The sequence below is a fragment of the Microbacterium sp. NPDC058389 genome (assembly GCF_042722305.1).
GTDB lineage: Bacteria > Actinomycetota > Actinomycetes > Actinomycetales > Microbacteriaceae > Microbacterium.
Genome location: NZ_JBHXJQ010000004.1, coordinates 216,139 through 233,337, shown reverse-complemented (window position 1 = coordinate 233,337; position 17,199 = coordinate 216,139). Strand labels below are relative to the sequence as shown.

Below are 17,199 nucleotides of genomic sequence, written 5' to 3'. Positions count from 1 at the left end.
CCCGCAAGCATCCTCGCAAGCGGTCCTATGAACCGCCTTTGAGCGACGCCTTGTTACGCGATGAGCGTGCACGCATCGCCTTCAGCGCCTCGACCGCGAGGAAGATCACGATCGACAGCCCGACAGGGAGGATCCAGGATGCCGCAGGCAGGGGCCGCGACTCGAACAGCAGGTTCATGAACGGCACGTACGTGTAGATGACCTGCAGCACGACCAGCGCGATCGCCGACCACCACACCGCCCGGTTGCCCCGCAGCACGTCGAGGGTGAGGCTGGAACGCGTCAGGAACCGGCAGTTGAACAGGTACGCCAGCTGCCCCAGCGCCAGCATGAGCACGGCCTCGGTGCGCGCGACCTCCACCTCCACGCCGGTCGCCGCGACGCCGTAGAAGACCCCCATCGCCGCGCCGCCGATGAGGAGCGACACGACGATCACGAATCCGAGCTCGGCGCGGTCGATGATCGGCCCGCCGCTGGCACGCGGCGGACGCCGCATGATGCCCCGCTCGGCCGGCTCATACGCGAGCGCGAGCGACAGCGTCACGGCGGTCACCATGTTGACCCACAGCACCTGGACGCTCGTCACCGGCAGGGCGAGCCCGAACAGCACCGCGATGAGGATCACGAGCGACTGCGCGCCGTTGGTCGGCAGCAGGAACACGATCGACTTGCGCAGGTTGTCGTAGATGCGCCGCCCCTCGGCGATCGCGCTGCGGATCGTCGCGAAGTTGTCGTCGGCCAGGACGAACTCGGCGGCCTCCTTGGTCGCCTCGGTGCCCTTGATCCCCATCGCGATGCCGACGTCGGCCCGTGTGAGAGCCGGGGCGTCGTTGACGCCGTCGCCGGTCATGGCGACGACCTCGCCATGGGACTGGAGCGCCCGCACGATGCGGATCTTGTGCTCGGGGCTCGTGCGCGCATACACGTCGACGTCGCGCACCACCTCGCGCAGCTGCTCCTGAGTGAGGGCCTCGAGGTCGGCGCCGGTCAGCACCGGGGCGCCCGGGCCGGCGAGCCCCATCTCGTGCGCGATCGCGAGCGCCGTCCCCGCATGGTCGCCGGTGATCATCTTGACGCTGATGCCGGCCGTGTGGCAGTCGGCGATGGCGGCGATCGCCTCCGGCCGCGGCGGATCGACGATGCCCCACAGGCCCAGGAACTCGAGGTCGACGAGGTCGTCGAGCGCGAACTCGTCAGTGGTCGCGCGCACCGGCTTGCGGGCGGCGGCGAGCACGCGCAGGCCTTGCGAGCTGAGCTCGTCGAGCGCCTCCTCCCAGCGCGAGAGGTCGAGCGGCTCGGAGCCGTGGGCGCCCCGTTGCGTGAGCGAGCGCTCGAGCAGGCGGTCCGGTGCGCCCTTGACGAGGATCGCTCGCGACACCTCGCCCTCGCCGCCGCCCGTCCGCGCCGCCTCGTTGAGCGTGGCCATCAGCTTGTGCGCCGAATCGAACGGGATCACCGCGACACGGCGCCCGCCGGCCGAGCCCACGCCGCCCTTCATCGCCGCGACCTTGAGTGCACCCTCGGTCGGCTCGCCGACGAGCGACCACGTGCCGTCGTCCGCCTGGACGATGTGCGCGTCGTTGCACAGCGTGGCCACCGACAGGATCGCGGCGAGGTCGCCAGAGCCCGAGACCGCGTCCGCGTCCGCGGCGCCGATCTCGTGGATGCCGCCCTCCGGCGCGTATCCGAGCCCCGACACCTCGTACGCGGCGATCGGCGTGACGATGCGCCGCACCGTCATCTCGTTCTTCGTCAGCGTGCCGGTCTTGTCGGAGCACACGGTCGTGACCGATCCCAGCGCTTCGACGGCCGGGAGCTTGCGGGTGATGGCGTTGTGGCGCGCCATCTGCTGCACGCCGATCGCGAGCGTGATCGTCACAAGCGCCGGCAGGCCCTCCGGGATCGCGGCGACGGCGAACCCGATGGCCGCCGAGATCAGCTCGTCGAACGGCATCCCGTGCAGGAATCGGCCGATCATCAGCATGACGGCGGCCATGCCCAGGATCACGACCGTCAGCACGCGACCGAAGCTGTCGAGCTGACGCGTCAGCGGGGTCGCGAGCGACCCCGCCTCGTCGGAGAGCGCCTGGATGCGGCCGATCTCGGTCGCGACACCGGTCGCGGTCACCACGCCCTGCCCCTGGCCGGCGCTCACGATCGTGCCCGAGAAGGCCATCGAGCCGCGGTCGCCGACCCCCGCGTCGGCCGCGACAGGGTCGGTGGACTTCGAGGACGGCACCGACTCCCCGGTCAGCGCGGCCTCGTCGATGCGCAGCCGGAACGCCTGCGTGAGCCGCACGTCGGCGGGCACCTTGTCGCCCGGCATCAGGCGCACCACGTCGCCGGGCACGAGCTCGGCCGCCGGCACCGTGACCCAGCGGCCGTCGCGCCGGGCCGTGGCATCCGCCGACAGCATCCCCCGGATCCCCGCGAGCGCCTTCTCGGCCCGGCCCTCCTGGATGAACCCGATGACCGCGTTGATGATCGCGACCGCCATGATGACCCAGAAGTCGAGCCAGTCGCCCATCAGGGCCTTGATGACCGCCGCGGCCAGCAGGATGTAGATCAGGGTGTCGTTGAAGTGCGCGAGGAAGCGCACGATCGCGGGTTTGCGCTCGGGCTCGGGCAGCTCGTTCGGGCCGGCGATCCGCAGTCGCTCCGCGGCCGCGGCCGCATCCAGGCCGGCGCTGCCGGTCTCCAGGTGCGCGAGCACGTCGCCCGTCGGCAGCGCCCATGGGCGCGGGACGGTCAGGCGGGCCTCCGTCACCGGGGCGGCGTCAGGCGGTGCCCCGTGGGTTGCGGGAGGGTTCGGCTGCGACATCGATGCTCCATCCGTCTGTCGCCGCCGATCCCGCCGGTCCTCCTGCCGATGTCGTCAGGCGGCGCCGTCGAACATGCTGGTGACGGAGCCGTCCTCGAACACCTCGTGGATCGCTCGCGCGAGCAAGGGGGCGATAGGCAGAATCGTAAGCGTCGAGAAGCGCTTCTCGTCGGGGATCGGCACCGTGTCGGTCACGACGACCTCGTCGATCGCCGGGCTCTGCAGTCGCGTGGCCGCCGGATCGCTGAAGATCGCGTGGGTCGCGGCGACGATGACCTTGACCGCGCCGTTCGCCTTGAGGGCCTCGGCCGCCTTCACGATCGTGCCGCCGGTGTCGATCATGTCGTCGACGAGCAGGCAGACGCGGCCGTCGACGGCGCCGACGATCTCGTTGACCGTGACCTGGTTCGCGACGTTCGGGTCGCGCCGCTTGTGGATGATGGCCAGCGGCGCGCCGAGGCTGTCGGACCACTGGTCGGCGACGCGGACGCGGCCGGTGTCGGGCGAGACGACGGTGAGGCGCGCGCGGTCCTCTGCGTTCAGCGTGTTCTCGAAGTACTCCAGCAGCACCGGCTTCGCGAACAGGTGGTCGACGGGGCCGTCGAAGAAGCCCTGGATCTGCGCGGCGTGGAGGTCCACGCTCATGACGCGGTCGGCACCGGCCGTCTTGAACAGGTCGGCGACCAGGCGCGCGCTGATCGGCTCGCGGCCGCGGCCCTTCTTGTCCTGGCGCGAATAGGGGAAGTACGGGGCGACCACGGTGATGCGCTTGGCCGACGCGCGCTTGGCGGCGTCGAGCATGATGAGGGTCTCCATCATCCACTCGTTCACCGGCGGGCCGAAGCTCTGGATGAGGAACAGGTCGCAGCCGCGGATCGACACCTCGAACCGGGTGAGGATCTCACCGGACGCGAAGGTGCGGTACTCCGTCGGGACGAGCTCGGTGCTCAGCTGCTCGGCGACCTGCGCCGCGAGCTCGGGGTGGGAGCTGCCGCGTGCGACCACGAGACGCTTCTTGGTCTTGGCGACCAGTCCGGGGGCGATGTCATTCGCCCGGTCGAGCTCAACGGTCTTCTTCTTGCGCGCCATCGTCCGCCTTCTGTGCGCTGCGGGCCTTGGCGGCGACATCCGCCGCCCCGGTACCCGGCCTGTTCTTCTCGACCCACCCCTCGACGTTGCGCTGAGGGGCGACGCTGAGAGCCAGGGCGCCGGCGGGAACATCCTTGCGGATGACCGCCCCTGCCCCGGTCTTCGCGCCGTCTCCGATCCTAACGGGCGCCACGAAGACGTTGTGCGACCCGGAGTGAACCTCGTCGCCGATCTCGGTGCGGTGCTTCGCCAGGTCGTCGTAGTTCGCGGTGATCGCGCCGGCGCCGAGGTTGACGCCGCGGCCGATCGTGGTGTCGCCGATGTACGACAGGTGAGGCACCTTGCTGCCCTCGCCGATCGTGGAGTTCTTGACCTCGACGAAGGTGCCGATCTTGCCCTTGTCGCCGAGGTACGTGCCCGGCCGGATGTACGCGAACGGGCCGACGGTGGCCTTCGCTCCGAATACCGCGAGCGTCGCGTCGGTGCGGGTGATCGTCGCGTCCTCGCCCACCTCGCAGTCCACGAGACTCGTGTCGGGCCCGACGATCGCGCCGGTGGCGATGGTCGTCGCGCGCAGGATGTGCGTGTTCGGCAGCACCGTCACGTCGGGGGCGAGGGTCGCGTCGACGTCGATCCACGTCGTCGCGGGGTCGATGACGGTGACGCCCTCGAGCTGCCAGTGCCGCACCGTGCGGGCGTTCAGCAGGCGCCCGACCTCGGCCAGCTGCGCACGGTCGTTGACGCCGAAGGTGACGGTGACGTCGTCGACGACGGATGCCGCCACCCGGCCGCCCTCCTGCCGCACGAGCCCCGCGACGTCGGTGAGGTACTTCTCGGCCTGCGCGTTGTCGGTGCCGATCGCGGGCAGGTGGGTGCGCAGCGTCTCGGCGCGGAACACGTACATGCCGGCGTTGATCTCGCGGACGGCGCGCTCGGCGGCGTCGGCGTCCTTCTGCTCGACGATGCGGGCGACGTCGCCGTCGGCGTCACGGATGATGCGGCCGTACCCGTTCGCGTCGTCGACGACCGCGGTCATGAGGGTCACGGCGGCGTCGGCGGCGCGATGCGCGGCGACGAACGACGCCAGCGTGTCGGCATCCACCAGGGGGCAGTCGCCCGAGAGGACCAGGACGTCGCCGTCGAAGCCTGCGAGCTGGGCGACCGCGAGCTCGACGGCCCGGCCGGTGCCGGGGATGTCGTCCTGATCGACGACGGACGCCTCGGGGTCGAGGTCGGCGATCGCGGCGGCCACCAGGTCGCGTTCGTGACGCACGACGACGAGCGTGCGCTCGGGGGTCAGCACGGCTGCCGCATGCAGCACGTGCCCGACCAGGGGCCGCCCGCCGATGCGGTGGAGGACCTTCGGGAGCGACGACTTCATGCGGGTGCCCTGCCCGGCAGCGAGGACGATGACGGCGAGCGCGGTATCGGTCATGCTCCGCCGCCAGGATTCGAACCTGAACCTCACAGCTCCAAAGGCTGTCGTGCTGCCGTTACACCACGGCGGAACGCGGCATCCGGTCGCCCGCAGGCCGCCCGTCAAGTCTGCCAGCCCTTCGACAGGCTCAGGAACCGGATGCGTGGTCGCTGAGCTCGTCGAAGCGTCCGCTCGCGATAATGGGGTCATGACGACACGGTCGACGGGCGGCGCACGGGCCGCGACGACGCAGGGCGACGAGGTCGACCGCATCGTCGAAGCGTGGATCACCCAGCGCCCCGACCTCGACTTCTCCCCGCTCGGCGTGCTGTCGCGGGTGGACCGGCTCTCACGCCACCTCGACCGCGCGCGGCGCGACGCGTTCCGGCGCAGCGATCTGGAGCCCTGGGAGTGGGACGTGCTGTCGGCACTGCGCCGCGCCGGCGAGCCGTTCCAGCTGAGCCCCAAGCAGCTTCTGCTGCAGACCCTCGTCTCCAGTGGCACGATGACCAACCGCATCGACCGGCTCGTCGGGCGCCGCCTGGTGCGGCGCGAGTCCGACCCCGCCGACGGCAGGAGCGTGCTCGTGACGCTCACCGACGAGGGCCGGATCCGGGTGGATGCCGCCATCACGCGTCTCGTGGACGCCGAGGCCGTGCTGCTCGAGTCGCTGTCGCGCGCCGACCGCGACCGGCTGGCCGCCCTGCTGCGCAAGCTCAGCCTCGGCTTCGACGCCGCCGGCGCCTAGCCGGTCGGGGCAGGACTCGGCCGGTCAGCGGCGATCGTACGCGGCCAGGAAGACGCGTGCACCCTCCCGCGCGTGTGCCCGAACCGTCGCAGGCCGCGGGACCCGGGTGCCGAACATCCCGCGGTCCATCTCCGCCCCCATGACGAGGAACGCGAAGTGCTCCGCTGCGAGGGTCGGCGATCCGACCTCCAGCAGCCCGCGCGCGGACAGGCGTTCGAATGCGCCCGCGAGGGCTCGCAGCACCGTGTCGGGTGCCCTGCGACGGTATTGCGCGACAAGGTCGGGGAACCGGGCCATCTCTCCGACGAGCAGCCGCCGCAGCGGAAGCACCGGGCCGAGCAGGACGTCTTCGGCGAGGCGCTCAGCCAGTCGCGGAAGCTCCAGCTGCACGTCCTCGAGTTCTTCGATGACCTCCGTCAGCTGATTCGCGAACTGCTCGGCGACGGCGATCGACCGGCCGAGGGCGGCACGGAAGAGGGCCTCTTTGTCGCCGTAGATGTTGTACACGGTCCGCTTGGCGACGCCGGCCCGCTCCGCGACGATCTCGACGCTCACTCCGTCGTAGCCGAACTCCAGGAATGCCGCGATCGCCGCATCCAGGATCAACGCGCGCGAGCGTGCGATCCTCGGGTCTTCCTCTCGAGCCATCCGTCCCCCTCTTGCGGCGCAGCGTCCGATGCATCTACTCTACCCACAAGTGCATTATTGCACTCGGGAGTGCAGGAGTCAGATGATGTCGACAGAACCCTCCAGCTTCGATCGAGGAGCCGCTGTCACCCGCAGCCTGCTGGGCTGGGGCGTCGTCGCCGGGCCGTTCTACGTCGTGGTCGGGGTGACGCTCGCACTGACGCGGCCGGGCTTCCACCTGTCCCAGCACGCGCTGTCGCTTCTGATGCTGGGTGAGTGGGGCTGGATGCAGCGAGTGAATCTCATCCTCACTGCGCTCATGGTGCTCGCCGCGGCATGGGGCTTCCTCCGCGCGATCCGCACCGGTCGCGGGCTCGCCATCGCCGTGCTCGTCGGCGCCTACGGGATCTGCCTCATCCTGAGCGCGATCTTCCCGCCCGACCCGGTTCCCGGCTTCCCGCCGGGGTCGGCGGGCGGCACCGCTTCACTGAGCGGAGTGCTGCACCTCGTCTTCGGAGCCCTCGGCTTCGCAGCCCTGGCCGCGGCCGCGTTCGCGTACGCCGGCTGGTGTCGTGTCATCGGCGCACCGCGACGCGCCGTCGGGGCGACCGTCCTCGGCGTGATCGTCCTCGTCGGCTTCTTCGGCGGAGCGGCGTTCGCGACGATCCCCCTCGGCGTGCTCCTTCTCTGGATCTCGGTGCTCGCCGGGCTCTTGTGGCTCGCCCTCGCATCGATCCACGTCTACGCCTGGTCGCCTCACCCCGTGCGCGCCTAGCGGACGCCCTCGACCGCGTGAGGGTTCCCGATCTCGGCCCGGGTGCCCACGCCGCCGGTGCATGAGCCTCTCACGTACGCTCAGCCCGCGCGGGATTCGGCGAGTACCGCCAGCGCCTCGGTCACGGCGCCCCAGCCGTCGTAGAAGCCCAGCTGCTCGTGACGGTCCCGCGCGGTCGGGTCGGCATGCCGAACGACCACGCGGTACTCGGTGCCGTCGGGATGCGCGTCGAACACGATCTCGGCGGTCATCGCGACGGGCTCGGGCGACGCGGGGTGCCAGCTGCTGTCGATCGCGTTCGAGAACACGAGCCGCGCGCCGTCGTCCACGACGAGGAAGATCGAGTCGGTGTGCGGCACGAACGCCGCGCCGTCGTCGCTCATGCTGGTGACGAACGCGCCGCCCGGACGGACGTCGAGCTTCTCGACGCGCGCGACGGTCGGCGCCGGCACCCACCACTGCGCCAGCTGCGCGGGGTCGGTCCAGGCTCGCCATACGACGTCGCGCGGGGCGCGGATCACGCGGTCGAGGGTGAGGTCGAGACGAGGATCGATGTCGGTCATGACGGCTCCTTGGGTTCGGTGACGAAGGCGGCGAGACGGTCGGTGCGCCCCTCCCACGCATGACGCTGCTCGGCGAGCCAGCCGTCGACCAGCGCCAGCCGGTCGCGGTCGAGTGTGCACATGCGCACACGGCCCGACTTCGCCGTGCGCACCAGCCCGGACGATTCCAGCACCCGCACGTGCTTGAGGAACGACGGCAGCGTGATCGCGAAAGGGCGGGCCAGCTCGCTCACGCTGGCGGGCCCCTCGCCGAGGCGCCGGATCACGGCGCGGCGCGTCGAGTCGGCGAGCGCGACGAAGACCTCGTCGAGCGCCTCATACTTAGCCATGAAGGAAAGTATGAGGCGCACCAATACTTAGCGCAAGGGCAAAGTGTTGAGGAACCGCCCCTGCGTCTCGCCGATGCTCCAGGATGAGACCGTGACCGAACCGCCCACGGACCTGCTGCCCGCCCTCCGGAGCCGCTTCAGCCCGGTGCTGTTCGACACCTCCGCCACGATCTCGCCCGCCCAGCTCGACGTGCTGCTGGATGCCGCCCGCCGAGCCCCGTCCGCGGGCAACTCGCAGCCGTGGATGTTCGTCGCGGGCGTGCGCGGCGACGCCGTGCACGCCCGCATCCTGCCGCACCTGGCGCGGAGCTCGTCCGCGTGGGCGCCCACCGCGTCGCTCCTCGTCGTCAACCTCGCGCACGTCGGCGTCGAGGGCGCACCGGAGTGGGAGTACTCGGAGTTCTCGCGCTACGACCTCGGACAGGCCGTCGCGTACATGAGCGTGCAGGGTCTGTCGATGGGTCTGCACGCCCACCAGTTCCGAGCCTTCGACCGTGCGGGCGTCGCCGCCGAGTTCTCGGTACCGGCGCACTGGGAGGTGACCTCGATGACCGCCTTCGGCGTGGCCGCCCATGCCCCGGGCGAGCTGTCCTCTCCCGGCACGAGCCGCGACCGCGCCGCCCTCGACGAGATCACCTGGGCACGCGCGTAGCCATCAGCCGTCGAGCACCGTCTCCAGTTCGGCGAGCGAGCCGATCCGCACGGCGTCGACGTCGGGCGGCAGCGCCTGATGGCCGCCCTCGAAGTGGACGAAGCGCGTGCCGAGCTCGAGGGCGATCTCGTGATCGTGGTTCGTGTCGCCGATGAGCAGCACGTCGCCGGCCTCATGCCCCGTGGCCCGCAGCCACGACGCGATGACGTCACGCTTGGACGCACGGTGCGGGTCGTCGATGCTGAGGATCGCATCGAACGCGGGCGCGAGTCCGTGGGGCCGCAGCTGCGCCTCGAGCAGGGGCGCCTGCGTCGCCGAGGCGAGCACCTGCGAGACCCCGCGCGACCGCAGCGCGTCGATCGTCTCTCGCGCGCCGGCATGCAGCGCCACGTCCGACACGTCGGCTTCGAGCAGTCGGAGGTACCGGTCGACGGCCGCGCGGTACTCCCCCGGTTCTATGCCGGCATCGGCATAGAACCGCTCCAACGGGAACCGGAACAGCGCACGGTAGGCGCCGGCATCCACGATCCCGGGACGGCCGAAGTCCGCCAGCATCCGGTTCATCACCCGCAGACACCGCGCGACGTCGTCGAGCAGTGTGCCGTTCCAGTCCCAGCACACCGCACGCACCGTCACGGTGGCGTCAGCCGATCTGCTCGGTGAGCTCGAACCAGCGCTCCTCGACCTGGTCGCGCTCCTTCTCCAGGTCGGCGATGCGCGACATCTCGGCCCCGAGACCGACGTAGTCGGACTGGTCATGGTCGGCGAGCGCGGTGCGGGCGCCGGCGATCTGAGCCTCGAGCTTCTCCAGGCGCCGTTCGAGCGCGGAGACCTCCTTCTGTGCGGTCCGCAGCTCGGCGCCCGCGAGCGAGGGAGACGTGGATGCCGCGGCCCCGGCATCCACGGTCCGCTCGTTCTTCTCCGCCAGCGATCGCGCCCGCAGGCGCAGGTACTCGTCGACGCCGCCCGGCAGGTGACGCAGGTGGCCGTCGAGGATCGCGTACTGCTGGTCGGTCACGCGCTCGATGAAGTAGCGGTCGTGCGACACGACGAGCAGTGTGCCGGGCCACGAGTCGAGGAGGTCCTCGATCGCGGCCAGCATGTCGGTGTCGAGGTCGTTCGTGGGCTCGTCGAGGATCAGCACGTTGGGCTGCTCCAGGAGGATCAGCAGCAGCTGCAGGCGGCGCTTCTGCCCACCGGACAGGTCCTTGACCGGGGTCGACAGCTGCGCGCTCTGGAAGCCCATGCTCTCCAGCAGCTGTCCGGGCGTGAGCTCCTGCGCCTTCGAACCGCTGCCGAACGTGTAGGTGGTGCGCAGCCGCGAGATGACGACGCGCACCGGATCGTCGAGGTGCTCCTCGAGCTCGTCGAGACGCTGCGTGAGCGTCGCGACCTTGACCGTCTTGCCGCGCTTGACGCGTCCCGCGGTCGGCTCGACGTCGCCGGCGACCAGGCCCAGCAGGGTCGACTTGCCCGCGCCGTTCACACCGAGGATGCCGGTGCGCTCCCCCGGCGCGATGCGCCACTCGACAGGATGCAGCACCTCGCGGCCGTCGTACGACACCGCGGCGTCGAGCAGGTCGACGACGTCCTTGCCGAGCCGTGAGACGGCGAGTGAGCGCAGCTCGGTCGCGTCGCGGATCTCGGGCACGTCGGCGATCAGCACGTTCGCGGCGTCGATGCGGAACTTCGGCTTCGATGTGCGGGCGGGCGCGCCGCGGCGCAGCCACGCGAGCTCCTTGCGGGCGAGGTTCTGACGACGCTGCTCGATGACGGCCGCCTGACGGTCGCGTTCGACGCGCTGCAGGATGTAGGCCGCGTAGCCGCCCTCGAAGGGCTCGACGATGCGGTCGTGGACCTCCCACGTGGTGTTGCACACCTCGTCGAGGAACCAGCGGTCGTGGGTCACGACCAGCAATCCGCCCTGATTGGCTGGCCAGCGCCGCTTGACATGGTCGGCGAGCCACGCGATCGCCTCGACGTCGAGGTGGTTCGTGGGCTCGTCGAGGAAGATCACGTCGTCGTCGCCGACGAGCAGCGCCGCGAGGGACACGCGGCGGCGCTGGCCGCCCGACAGGCCCGCGATCGGGCCGTCCCACGCGAGATCGCCGAGCAGGCCGGCGATGACGTCGCGCGTGCGCGCGTCGCCCGCCCACTCGTGTTCGGGGCGGTCCCCCACCACCGCCTCGCGGATCGTCAGCGCATCGTCGAGGGTGTCGGACTGGTCGAGCACGCCGACGCGGACGCCGCCGCGCACGGTGACGCGGCCTCCGTCGGGCTCGAGCCGCCCCGCGAGCATCGCGAGCAGACTCGACTTGCCGTCGCCGTTGCGGCCGACGACGCCGATGCGGTCGCCCTCGTCGATGCCGAGCGACACGCGGTCGAAGACGACCTTGGTCGGGAACTCCAGATGCAGGGCCTCGGCCCCCAGAAGATGTGCCATGTCGCCTTCCAGGCTAGGCGACGGCGCGGTGCTGCCCGGTCGCGATTTGTTGATGAATACCCCCTGGGGTATCGTGATGCTCGACGACAGATACCCCAGGGGGTATCGAGAGGAGAGTCATGAGGATCGTGATCGTGGGCGGAGTGGCCGCCGGCATGAGCGCGGCGGCCCGGGCACGTCGGCACGACGAGACCGCGGAGATCGTCGTGCTGGAGCGCGGTTCGGAGGTGTCGTTCGCGAACTGCGGCCTGCCCTACCACGTGAGCGGCGAGATAGCGGATGCCGCCTCCCTCCTCCTCCACACGCCCGCGTCGCTGCGCGCGGCGCTGAACCTCGACGTCCGCACCGAGCACGAGGTGCTCGCGCTCGACACCGGTGCGCAGACCGTGACCGTGCAGACGCCGGACGGCCTCGACACCCTCTCGTACGATGCGCTCGTGCTGGCACCCGGCGCCGTCGCCGCTCGTCCCCCGATCGAGGGCCTCGCCTCACCCCGCGTGCACACGCTGCGCACCGTCGCCGACGCCGTCGGTCTGCGCGAGCGCGTCTCGGGCGGCGACCGCCGCGCCGTGGTGCTGGGCGCCGGGTTCATCGGGCTCGAGGCCGCCGAGGCGCTGCGTCACGCGGGCCTCGACGTGCATCTCGTCGAACGCGCCGACCACGTGCTCCCGCCGCTCGAGCGCGAACTCGCCAGGCTCGTGCGCGACGAGCTCTCCGACCTCGGCATCCGCGTCCACGACGGCGCCGCGGCGACCCGGATCACGCCATCGGGCGACGCCGACATCGTGGAGCTCGACGACGGCACGCGCATCCCCGCCGATCTCATCGTGCTCTCGGTCGGGGTCACGCCCGACACCGGGTTCGCCCGGGCCGCCGGCATCCACACGATCCGCGGCGCCATCGCGGTCGACGAACGCGGACGCACGTCGGCACCGGGTGTGTGGGCCGCAGGCGACGCCACCGCCCGGCCGACCGCCGTCACCGGCGCGGTCGCTCCGGAGGCCCTCGCAGGCCCCGCCAACCGCGCGGGGCGGCTCGTGGCCGACGACATCTTCGGCATCGCCGACGCCCGGCCCGTCCCGGCGTCGCTCGGCACCGCCGTCGTGCGGGTCGGCGCGCTGACGGCGGCGCTCACCGGCGCGAACCGGGACGCGCTCGACGCCGCCGGCATCTCCTACCGCACGCTGCACCTGCACCCGAACCAGCACGCCGGGTACTTCCCGGGCGCGGCGCCGCTGCACCTCATCGTGCACGTCGCGGACGACGGACGCCTGCTGGGCGCGCAGGCCGTCGGCACCGACGGCGTCGACAAGCGGATCGACGTCCTGGCCACGGCCATGCGGGCGGGTCTCGCGGCCGCCGACCTCATCGACCTCGACCTCGCGTACGCGCCGCCCTACGGCCAGGCGAAGGATCCGGTCAACCTCGTCGGCATGGTCGCCGAGAACGTCGCCGCCGGGCGACTGCGCCTCTGGTACGCCGACGACCTCGACACCGTGCGCTCCGACGCGCTCGTCCTCGACGTGCGCTCCGCCACCGAGTTCGCCACCGGAGGCATCGCCGGCTCGCTCAACATCCCGCACACCGAGCTGCGCGACCGGCTCGACGAGGTGCGCGACGCCGCCGACGGACGGCCCGTGCGCGTCCTGTGCGCGGCCGGCGTGCGCTCGAACATCGCGCACCGCATCCTCGCGAACAACGGCTTCGACTCGGCGTCGCTGTCGGGCGGCATCCAGACCCTCCGCCACTGGTACGGTGCCGACGTCGACCGCATCCTCACCCCCGAAGGAGCCTCCGCATGATGATCACCGGCACCCCCGAAGAGCAGGCGGCGACGCGCAAGCGCATCGTCAACCGCCTCAAGCGCGCGCACGGCCAGCTGGCGGGCGTCATCGCCGCCGTCGAGTCCGACGCCTCGTGCCGCGACGTCGTCACCCAGCTGGCGGCGGTCACGAGCGCGCTCGACCGCGCGGGTTTCGCCATCGTGTCGACCGCGATGCGCGACTGCGTCGCCGACCCCGAGGGTGCCGCGAACGCCGAGGGCATCACCACCGACGAGCTCGAGAAGCTCTTCCTTGCGCTGGCGTGACGCCGCGCGAACCCCGACCGGAAGGAATCTCCATGTGCAGACAGGTCACGTGCTCCACGTGCGGCAAGGCGACGTGGGCGGGCTGCGGCCAGCACGTCGAAGAGGCGCTGGCCGGCGTCCCTGCGGCGCAGCGCTGCTCCGGCCATGAGGCCACGGCCACGCGCGGCGGCCTCTTCGGCGTGTTCAAGCGCCGCTGAGCGCCCTCAGTACCAGATGCTCAGCCGCGGCGCCGTGTGCCACCCGAGCACGCGACTCGCGGTCGCGACCGCCTCGGACGTGGATGCCGCGCCCTTCGCGTCCACGGCCACCCGGCCCGCGCGCACCAGCGTCTCGATCGACACTCCGCCGAGATACGTCGCCGACAGTTCGGCGATGCCGAGCGAGACGGTGACGGCCTCGACGGACTCCCCGTCGTCGAGCGCTCGCACGCGCGCGGACCCGTCGGCGGCGGCCTCCAGCAGGTAGCGCCCTGTCGACAGGCCGAGCGCGTCGTCGACGTCGAGCACGAGGCTGCCGGCCGCGCCGTAGCGACGGGTCTCGAGCGCGGCCACGACGTCGATGATCCGCACGTACTGGTGGTCGAACACGCTGACCTTCGCGGCCCGCTGGTCGGCGATCATCCACAGCAGCGGCTCGTCGACGGACAGCTCGTGCGAGCTCACCTCGGCGACGAGATCGAGCTCGAGCAGGAACCGCCACAGCGCCGCGTAGGCGTCGTCGTCAGCCGCGACGAGGTAGTGGACCGAGACCTTCGCCTTCGTGAAGTCGTCGTGGTCGGGATGCACCGCGTAGATCGCGGCGCCGCGCACCTCGCCCGCCACGTCGGTGTACTGCACCGCGCGCTTCTCACCGGCCTTCTCGGCCGTGGGCGTGGTGCCGGCGAAGTTGTCCCAGTGCGACCCCGGGACGTCGATCTCGCCTGCGGTGAGATGCCGGATGCCGTCGTGCAGCACGGGCATCAGCTCCCGGACGCGCTCGCGCGGGATGAAGTCGATGCGCCCGTCGGGTCGCGGTCCGATCCAGCCTGCCCGCTTCGTGTCGATGCGCCAGCCTGCTCGCCGCGCAGCGGGCGCGAAGCCGTAGCGGCCGTAGAGCGTCGACTCGCTGACCGTCAGCATCGCCACCGGGATGCCGGCGGCCTGCGCTGCGCGCAGCTCGCCCTCCAGCATCGCCCGGGCGATGCCGCGGCGACGGTGCGTGGGCGAGACGGTGACGGCCGAGATCGCGCACGACGGGATCAGCGCACCGCCGGGCACCGAGAGGTCGCCGAGCCACGACGCGATCGTCGACACCGGCACCTCGGGCATCGGCCCCGCCGGGTCGTACACCCCCGTGACGCGCCGGTAGCCGCTGCGCTCGCGGATCGACGCGATCTGCTCCGCGCTCCGCTCGCTGTCGAGGAAACCTCGCCCCACCGCCTGCAGCCACGACGCGAACTCGTCCTCGTCGATGGAGACCCGACGGTAGTCGAGGCCGTTCGCGGTCAGCCGCACCCTCGACTGCTCGTCGACCGGCCCGGCGCGGAATGCCGCGCGGTCGGACTCGCCCGCGCCGCCGGACGCCTTCTCGGACGTGGTCATGCGTCTCCTCAGTGTCGGAACAATCGTCTACGCCGGCCGATTCAGGCCGGCACCACCCGTGCACCCGCGACCGGTCCGTGCACGTGGAGCGCCTCGTACCCCGCCGCGGACAGCGTGATCTGCAGCTCCAGCGCAGATTCCGGATCGACGGTCAGGAACGCCAGTGTAGGACCCGACCCCGACACCATGCCCGCGAGGGCGCCGGACTCCTCGCCGAGCTCCAGCGCCTCGCGCAGCTCGGGGCGCAACGACAGCGCGGCGACCTGCAGGTCGTTGCGCATGTGCTCCGCGAGCGCGATCGGATCCCCCGCACGCAGCGCGTGCAGCACGCCCGCCGCCACCTCGGGCACGGCGCCCGAGGCCCCGATGTCGGGGCGCGTGCGCAACTCGTCGAGGTGCGCGTACACCTCGGGCGTCGACAGACCCGCGTCGGACGGCACGACGACCCAGTCGAAGCGTCCCTTGGCCAATGCCGGGCTCAGCTGGTCGCCACGACCGGTGCCGATCGCCGTCCCGCCCATGAGCGCGAACGGCACGTCGGCGCCGAGCCTCGTCGCGAGCTTGTGCAGCTCGGCCGTGCCGAGCTCCGCCCCCCACAGGGCATCGCACGCGACGAGTGCGGCCGCGGCATCGGCGGATCCGCCTCCCATCCCGCCCGCGACCGGGACGTGCTTGACGATGTCGAGGTGCACGCCGCCGGTGTGGCCGATGCGCTGGGCGACCAGCCGCGCCGCGCGCACCGCGAGGTTGCGATCGTCGGCCGGCACGCCCGAGACGTCGACGGTGCCCGAGATCGAGACCGTGAACTCGTCGGAGGGCGAGGCCCACACGTCCTCGAACAGCGAGACGGCCTGATAGGCCGACGCGACATCGTGGTATCCGTCGTCCTGCACGCCGCCGACCTCGAAGAAGAGGTTGAGCTTGCCGGGCGCCCGCACGCGGACGCCCTCGGCGGCGAGAGCCTGACTCACCGGTTCGCCGATTCCGCCCAGAGGTCCACGTCGATGCCGTCCGACAGTGCGTCGATCCGCTCCTGCTCCTCCGTCGTGAAGGCGGGGCCTTCGAGCGCCTTCAGGTTCTCGTCCAGCTGCGCGGGACGCGATGCGCCGATGAGCGCCGACGCGACCACCGGGTCGCGCAGCACCCACTGGATCGCCAGCTGCGCGAGCGACTGCCCGCGCTCCTTCGCGATCACGTCGAGGCCGCGGAGCGTCGCGAGCCCCTTGTCGCTGAGCGGGCCGGCCGGCAGCGATCCGCGCTGCTGGGCGCGGTCGGCGGTGCCGCCACCCAGGTACTTGTCGGTGAGCAGCCCCTGCGCGAGCGGGGTGAACGCGATGGCGCCCATCCCCTCCTGCTTCAGCACGCCGGTCAGGCCGTCCTCGACCCAGCGGTTGAGGATCGAGTACGCCGGCTGGTGGATCACGAGCGGGGTGCCGAGCGAGCGGGCCACCGCCGCGGCCTCGGCCGTGCGCTCCGCGCTGTACGAGGAGATGCCGACGTACAGCGCCTTGCCCTGGCGCACCAGCGTGTCGAGGGCGCCCACGGTCTCTTCGACGGGCACGTCCGGGTCGACGCGATGCGAGTAGAAGATGTCGACGTAGTCGATGCTCATGCGCGTGAGCGACTGCTCGGCGCTCGCGAGGAGGTACTTGCGCGAGCCGCCGTTGCCGTAGGGGCCGTGCCACATGTCGTAGCCGGCCTTCGACGAGATGATGAGCTCGTCGCGGTAGGGCGCGAAGTCCTCGCGCATCATGCGGCCGAAGTTCGTCTCGGCCGTGCCGTAGGGCGGGCCGTAGTTGTTCGCCAGGTCGAAGTGGGTGATGCCGCGGTCGAACGCGTGGCGCAGCAGCGCGCGCTGGTTGTCGAACGGGATGTTGTCGCCGAAGTTCCACCACAGGCCGAGCGACACCGGCGGCAGGGTCAGGCCCGAGGTGCCGACCCGGCGGAAGTCGGCTCCGACGTAACGATCGGCGGCGGCGGAATAGGGGCGGTGGAGGTCTCCGCCGCGGGACAGGTAGCGGTCGTCTTCGGTCACCGGTCCAGGCTATCGGCGCCGAGCGTCCGAG

The 17,199-nt window shown here is 71.4% G+C and carries 17 protein-coding genes and 1 tRNA gene; 6 read left to right on the top strand and 12 right to left on the bottom strand.

Annotated elements, in window-relative coordinates:
• Window positions 1–25: 25 nt before the first annotated feature.
• The 4 genes from ACFWJ8_RS07870 to ACFWJ8_RS07855 all read right to left on the bottom strand — a co-directional run bounded on the left by ACFWJ8_RS07870 (window position 26) and on the right by ACFWJ8_RS07855 (window position 5,418).
• A complete protein-coding gene (locus ACFWJ8_RS07870) occupies window positions 26–2,821 on the bottom strand; it encodes a cation-translocating P-type ATPase (RefSeq protein ID WP_378810379.1) in 2,796 nt (931 codons plus the stop codon).
• A gap of 54 nt (window positions 2,822–2,875) precedes the next feature.
• Window positions 2,876–3,910, bottom strand: coding sequence for a ribose-phosphate diphosphokinase (locus tag ACFWJ8_RS07865; RefSeq protein WP_378810377.1), 1,035 nt, complete (start codon window positions 3,908–3,910; stop codon window positions 2,876–2,878).
• Window positions 3,885–5,345 carry a bifunctional UDP-N-acetylglucosamine diphosphorylase/glucosamine-1-phosphate N-acetyltransferase GlmU gene (gene glmU, locus ACFWJ8_RS07860; protein WP_378810375.1) on the bottom strand — a complete coding sequence of 487 codons (1,461 nt, stop codon included), beginning with the start codon at window positions 5,343–5,345 and terminating at the stop codon, window positions 3,885–3,887. The genes ACFWJ8_RS07865 and glmU overlap by 26 nt, the downstream gene beginning before the upstream one ends.
• A gap of 1 nt (window position 5,346) precedes the next feature.
• Window positions 5,347–5,418 (bottom strand) — tRNA-Gln (locus ACFWJ8_RS07855).
• A 117-nt stretch (window positions 5,419–5,535) separates the two neighbouring features.
• On the opposite strand from ACFWJ8_RS07855, the gene ACFWJ8_RS07850 reads away from it, so the two are divergent.
• Window positions 5,536–6,075, top strand: coding sequence for a MarR family winged helix-turn-helix transcriptional regulator (locus tag ACFWJ8_RS07850; protein WP_378810374.1), 540 nt, complete (start codon window positions 5,536–5,538; stop codon window positions 6,073–6,075).
• A 24-nt stretch (window positions 6,076–6,099) separates the two neighbouring features.
• Here ACFWJ8_RS07850 and ACFWJ8_RS07845 read toward each other — a convergent pair whose 3' ends face one another.
• Window positions 6,100–6,723 (bottom strand): TetR/AcrR family transcriptional regulator, encoded by a 624-nt coding sequence (locus ACFWJ8_RS07845; RefSeq protein ID WP_378810372.1) that lies wholly within the window; start codon window positions 6,721–6,723, stop codon window positions 6,100–6,102.
• 85 nt (window positions 6,724–6,808) lie between these two features.
• Here ACFWJ8_RS07845 and ACFWJ8_RS07840 point away from each other — a divergent pair, with 85 nt between their 5' ends.
• Window positions 6,809–7,477: a DUF998 domain-containing protein gene (locus ACFWJ8_RS07840; RefSeq protein ID WP_378810370.1), complete on the top strand. Its 669-nt coding sequence runs from the start codon at window positions 6,809–6,811 to the stop codon at window positions 7,475–7,477.
• Between the two features lie 80 nt (window positions 7,478–7,557).
• Here the strand turns inward: ACFWJ8_RS07840 and ACFWJ8_RS07835 are convergent, their stop codons facing one another.
• Together ACFWJ8_RS07835 and ACFWJ8_RS07830 are read right to left on the bottom strand one after the other, a co-directional pair.
• Window positions 7,558–8,040: an SRPBCC domain-containing protein gene (locus ACFWJ8_RS07835; RefSeq protein WP_378810368.1), complete on the bottom strand. Its 483-nt coding sequence runs from the start codon at window positions 8,038–8,040 to the stop codon at window positions 7,558–7,560.
• Window positions 8,037–8,369, bottom strand: a complete 333-nt coding sequence (locus ACFWJ8_RS07830; protein WP_378810366.1) for an ArsR/SmtB family transcription factor — start codon at window positions 8,367–8,369, stop codon at window positions 8,037–8,039. The genes ACFWJ8_RS07835 and ACFWJ8_RS07830 overlap by 4 nt, the downstream gene beginning before the upstream one ends.
• Window positions 8,370–8,460: 91 nt before the next feature.
• Between ACFWJ8_RS07830 and ACFWJ8_RS07825 the strand changes: the two genes are divergently transcribed.
• Window positions 8,461–9,021 (top strand): nitroreductase family protein, encoded by a 561-nt coding sequence (locus ACFWJ8_RS07825; protein ID WP_378810364.1) that lies wholly within the window; start codon window positions 8,461–8,463, stop codon window positions 9,019–9,021.
• Between the two features lie 3 nt (window positions 9,022–9,024).
• Here the strand turns inward: ACFWJ8_RS07825 and ACFWJ8_RS07820 are convergent, their stop codons facing one another.
• Together ACFWJ8_RS07820 and ACFWJ8_RS07815 are read right to left on the bottom strand one after the other, a co-directional pair.
• On the bottom strand, window positions 9,025–9,657 hold the full coding sequence (locus tag ACFWJ8_RS07820) for an HAD family hydrolase (RefSeq protein WP_378810362.1): 633 nt from the start codon (window positions 9,655–9,657) through the stop codon (window positions 9,025–9,027).
• 7 nt (window positions 9,658–9,664) lie between these two features.
• Entirely contained in the window at window positions 9,665–11,464 is a 1,800-nt protein-coding gene (locus tag ACFWJ8_RS07815) for an ABC-F family ATP-binding cassette domain-containing protein (RefSeq protein WP_378810361.1), read from the bottom strand.
• Window positions 11,465–11,583: 119 nt separating this feature from the next.
• On the opposite strand from ACFWJ8_RS07815, the gene ACFWJ8_RS07810 reads away from it, so the two are divergent.
• From ACFWJ8_RS07810 to ACFWJ8_RS07800, 3 genes are read left to right on the top strand one after another with little or no spacing between them, the layout of a single operon-like run.
• Entirely contained in the window at window positions 11,584–13,266 is a 1,683-nt protein-coding gene (locus tag ACFWJ8_RS07810; RefSeq protein WP_378810360.1) for an FAD-dependent oxidoreductase, read from the top strand.
• On the top strand, window positions 13,263–13,553 hold the full coding sequence (locus ACFWJ8_RS07805; protein WP_378810358.1) for a metal-sensitive transcriptional regulator: 291 nt from the start codon (window positions 13,263–13,265) through the stop codon (window positions 13,551–13,553). Before ACFWJ8_RS07810 ends, ACFWJ8_RS07805 begins: the two co-directional genes overlap by 4 nt.
• A gap of 32 nt (window positions 13,554–13,585) precedes the next feature.
• Complete coding sequence (locus tag ACFWJ8_RS07800) at window positions 13,586–13,750, top strand: hypothetical protein (protein WP_378810357.1); 165 nt, start codon at window positions 13,586–13,588, stop codon at window positions 13,748–13,750.
• Window positions 13,751–13,756: 6 nt separating this feature from the next.
• Here the strand turns inward: ACFWJ8_RS07800 and ACFWJ8_RS07795 are convergent, their stop codons facing one another.
• The 3 genes from ACFWJ8_RS07795 to ACFWJ8_RS07785 are packed head-to-tail and all read right to left on the bottom strand — an operon-like array spanning window position 13,757 to window position 17,168.
• Window positions 13,757–15,133 carry a GNAT family N-acetyltransferase gene (locus ACFWJ8_RS07795; protein WP_378810355.1) on the bottom strand — a complete coding sequence of 459 codons (1,377 nt, stop codon included), beginning with the start codon at window positions 15,131–15,133 and terminating at the stop codon, window positions 13,757–13,759.
• A 41-nt stretch (window positions 15,134–15,174) separates the two neighbouring features.
• Window positions 15,175–16,104 carry a 4-(cytidine 5'-diphospho)-2-C-methyl-D-erythritol kinase gene (locus ACFWJ8_RS07790; RefSeq protein WP_378810353.1) on the bottom strand — a complete coding sequence of 310 codons (930 nt, stop codon included), beginning with the start codon at window positions 16,102–16,104 and terminating at the stop codon, window positions 15,175–15,177.
• Window positions 16,101–17,168, bottom strand: coding sequence for an aldo/keto reductase (locus ACFWJ8_RS07785; RefSeq protein WP_378810352.1), 1,068 nt, complete (start codon window positions 17,166–17,168; stop codon window positions 16,101–16,103). Before ACFWJ8_RS07785 ends, ACFWJ8_RS07790 begins: the two co-directional genes overlap by 4 nt.
• Window positions 17,169–17,199 lie beyond the last annotated feature (31 nt).

What these genes read in the sequence shown, in the direction of transcription:
- ACFWJ8_RS07870 (WP_378810379.1), bottom strand. Translation starts at nt 2,821, where the DNA reads ATGTCGCAGCCGAACCCTCCCGCAACCCACGGGGCACCGCCTGACGCC.
- ACFWJ8_RS07865 (WP_378810377.1), bottom strand. Translation starts at nt 3,910, where the DNA reads ATGGCGCGCAAGAAGAAGACCGTTGAGCTCGACCGGGCGAATGACATC.
- glmU (WP_378810375.1), bottom strand. Translation starts at nt 5,345, where the DNA reads ATGACCGATACCGCGCTCGCCGTCATCGTCCTCGCTGCCGGGCAGGGC.
- ACFWJ8_RS07850 (WP_378810374.1), top strand. Translation starts at nt 5,536, where the DNA reads ATGACGACACGGTCGACGGGCGGCGCACGGGCCGCGACGACGCAGGGC.
- ACFWJ8_RS07845 (WP_378810372.1), bottom strand. Translation starts at nt 6,723, where the DNA reads ATGGCTCGAGAGGAAGACCCGAGGATCGCACGCTCGCGCGCGTTGATC.
- ACFWJ8_RS07840 (WP_378810370.1), top strand. Translation starts at nt 6,809, where the DNA reads ATGTCGACAGAACCCTCCAGCTTCGATCGAGGAGCCGCTGTCACCCGC.
- ACFWJ8_RS07835 (WP_378810368.1), bottom strand. Translation starts at nt 8,040, where the DNA reads ATGACCGACATCGATCCTCGTCTCGACCTCACCCTCGACCGCGTGATC.
- ACFWJ8_RS07830 (WP_378810366.1), bottom strand. Translation starts at nt 8,369, where the DNA reads ATGGCTAAGTATGAGGCGCTCGACGAGGTCTTCGTCGCGCTCGCCGAC.
- ACFWJ8_RS07815 (WP_378810361.1), bottom strand. Translation starts at nt 11,464, where the DNA reads ATGGCACATCTTCTGGGGGCCGAGGCCCTGCATCTGGAGTTCCCGACC.
- ACFWJ8_RS07810 (WP_378810360.1), top strand. Translation starts at nt 11,584, where the DNA reads ATGAGGATCGTGATCGTGGGCGGAGTGGCCGCCGGCATGAGCGCGGCG.
- ACFWJ8_RS07805 (WP_378810358.1), top strand. Translation starts at nt 13,263, where the DNA reads ATGATGATCACCGGCACCCCCGAAGAGCAGGCGGCGACGCGCAAGCGC.
- ACFWJ8_RS07800 (WP_378810357.1), top strand. Translation starts at nt 13,586, where the DNA reads ATGTGCAGACAGGTCACGTGCTCCACGTGCGGCAAGGCGACGTGGGCG.
- ACFWJ8_RS07795 (WP_378810355.1), bottom strand. Translation starts at nt 15,133, where the DNA reads ATGACCACGTCCGAGAAGGCGTCCGGCGGCGCGGGCGAGTCCGACCGC.